Annotated in this window: 3 protein-coding genes; all 3 read left to right on the top strand. The window is 39.2% G+C overall.

Going from position 1 to position 3,114, the window contains the following annotated elements; genetic code table 11:
- On the top strand, positions 1 to 1,001 hold a 1,001-nt coding region (locus AC075J_RS02195), incomplete at its 5' end, for a sensor histidine kinase (RefSeq protein ID WP_476389921.1).
- 41 nt (positions 1,002 to 1,042) lie between these two features.
- Positions 1,043 to 1,792 carry a response regulator transcription factor gene (locus AC075J_RS02200; protein ID WP_055149581.1) on the top strand — a complete coding sequence of 250 codons (750 nt, stop codon included), beginning with the start codon at positions 1,043 to 1,045 and terminating at the stop codon, positions 1,790 to 1,792.
- A 219-nt stretch (positions 1,793 to 2,011) separates the two neighbouring features.
- Positions 2,012 to 3,114, top strand: a 1,103-nt coding sequence (locus AC075J_RS02205; protein ID WP_476389922.1) for an ABC transporter substrate-binding protein, incomplete at its 3' end; no start/stop codon positions are given.

The following is a 3,114-nucleotide window of genomic DNA, read 5'->3' on the forward strand; positions in this document are numbered from 1 at the left end:
CATTAAAATATTTTGGATGGACAGCATATATTACCACGGATCTTGGAAAAATGCGTGCACAGGTTAACCAGATGTATACCAGAAGCATTTATGTATATCTGTTTTTGTTGTGTATCTGTGGATTTTTATGGCAGTTTACAATACGAAGAGTATTAAAACCAATTGATATTATACGGGATTCTATGCGAAATATTAAACTTTCCAAGAATCTTCCGAAGATAGAAGTAAAGGGAACCAATGAGATATGGCAGTTGGCTGGTTATTATAACGAAATGGCGGAAACTCTGGAACGACAGTACAAGGAAATACGTAGATATTATCGTGAAAAGAATCTTTCTATCCGTCAGAAAAATAAGGCAGAGAAAGAAGCTCTGGAATCACAGATCAATGCACATTTTCTCTGCAATACACTGACTGCGATCAATTATAATGCGATAGATAATGAAGATTATGAGGTAGCAGATCTTCTGAAAAAGCTTTCCAATATGCTTTCATATACATTCTCAAGGAAGCTTGTGTCAGTAAGTCTGGGGCAGGAACTGAGATGGGTAGAGCAGTATCTATATCTGCAGAAGTTCAGGCTTATGGATGTGTTTGACTATGAGATTGAATTTCAGGAAGAATACGGCGAATGGCCATGCTGTAAACTGTTTATTCAGCCATTTGTGGAGAATTCTATCCTTCATGGTTTTGAAGGAAGAGAAAGCGGGGGAATGATCCGTATTACGGGTCACATTGATGGATCCAGATTCCGTCTTTGCATTGAAGATAATGGATGTGGAATGAATGAAGATACAGAGAAACTGATGCAGCAGATTCTTATGGAAAAGCATACTTTGGATTTGGCAGGAACAGGAATCGGGATTCAGAATGTAGTGACAAGACTGCGAATGTATTATGGAGAAGAACTTTCTGTAGTTTTGGAATCAGAACCTGAAAAGGGGACAAAATTTACTTTCTGGCTTCCAATACCAGAGAATCCGGAGAAAGATATAGAGTAAATAAATGTAGCAAAAAAAGTAACAGAGGAGGTCTTTATACATTGAGAATTTTAATTGCAGAAGATGAGCAGAGAACCAGACAGGGATTAGTAAGGGTTTTGCAGAGCCTGAGGGATGAGTATGAGATTGTGGCACAGGCATCTAATGGAAAAGCAGCGCTGGAAATGATTCTGGAACAGAAGCCGGATGTGGTTTTTATTGATATCAAGATGCCGTTTATGGACGGGCTTTCAGTAATAGAAGCTGCCAGAGCTCAGGGAATTAAGGCAGAATTTGTGATTGTAAGTGCATATGCAGATTTTGATTTTGCCAAGCAGTCAATTTCTCTTGGTGTAATAGAGTATCTTCTGAAACCTCTTACAAGAGATGAGGCAGAAGCAGTACTGAAGAAAATTGAGAATAAGATTAGTGGAAAAAATAGCTATTCCCGCAGAAAATCCAGAAATTTGAGAGATAAATATCCGGATGCCCACCCTATGATTCTGCAAGCTCTGGATATCATACAGAGTGGATATGCCGGAAAAATAAGCCAGAAGAAATTGGCAGAAGATCTTGGGCTGAGCCAGGAATATTTCAGTTATCTTTTTGGAAAAAATATCGGAGAAAATTTCAGCACTTTTCTAAGGGAGTATAGAATTGAACAGGCACAGTATATGTTGAGGGAAGAAATATGTGATCAGAGGGATGTTCCTTATCAGGTAGGATTTTCCGATTCTAAATACTTCAAAAAAGTCTTTCGCGAGGTGACAGGAAAGAGTCCATCTGAATATCTGTCAGAAATAAAAGAGTAAAAATATAAGAAATATATGGAAAATATCCTGAAAATCTTAAAATATTTCCTTAATCTTAAAATATTATCCGTACAAAATTCCTTTTTCCATAAAATCTTGGGTTATGCGGTGGAAATTTGAATGGTAAAATATATACAACAAAACAACAGAGAGACGACTTAAAATTGTGCAACTAACCAAAACAAAATTCAACTAAGAAGGAAAAAGGGAGGAAAAAACATGAAAAAAACATTATTTACAGCAACATTATTGGCGGCTTCGCTGATGGCGGCATCAACTGTACAGGCAGCTCCGCAGGAAGTTACAATGTGGCATTATTTTGATCAGAAGCCAGAGCAGGAAATGCTCGCAGACATGGTTGAAGAATATAATTCTTTACAGGATGACATTCACATCAATGCAACATTCGTATCCAGAACAGAGTTAATGAACCAGTACACAGTTGGAGCACTTTCAGGAGAACTTCCTGATATCGGACAGGTAGATTCACCGGATATGGAATCCTACATATCTCTCGGAGTATTCGAAGATATCACTGATGAGCTGGAATCATGGGGAGAACTGGATCAGTTCTATGATGGACCATTAAGCTCCTGTAAAGACCCTGATGGAAAAGTTTACGGACTTCCACAGAATAGTAACTGTCTTGCACTTGCTTGCAATATGGATCTTCTGAAAGCAGCCGGATATGATCATATGCCGCAGAGTCTTGATGAGTTCAAGGAAATGGTTGCAGCAACAACAGATGCATCCAATGATGTATACGGATTCGCAATGTGTGCAGTATCTACAGAAGAAGGAACATTCCAGATCCTTCCATGGCTGAGATCTGTACAGAATGGAACTGGCGTTAATGTTGATAATATTACTGCTGATTCTGCTGTAAATGGATTACAGACACTTGGAGATTTTGTAGCAAACGGATACATGAGTAAAGAGTGTGTAAACTGGACACAGGCAGATGCATGGAATCAGTTCTGCGCAGGAAAAGCTGCATTTGCAGAATGTGGAACATGGCATCTGGCACAGACAGATGCAATCAACGGAGCATTTGAATATGACTTTACACTTCTTCCAACAGGCGACGAAGGAACCTCTACATCTACAATCGGTGGTGAGAACTTTGGTGTCTGCAAAGGATCAGAAAACAAAGAAGCATGTGCTAAATTCCTTGAGTGGCTCTGCTCACAGGAAAACGAAGCAAAATGGGCAGCTGTAGGCGGAAAGATTCCTACAAGACAGGATGCGACAGCTGAATACACATTTGAGCAGGATGGATTTAAGGTATTTACAGATGAAATGAATTATGCGCAGGCTCGTGG

Source organism: Blautia sp. ZXY-1-C6, assembly GCF_056339875.1.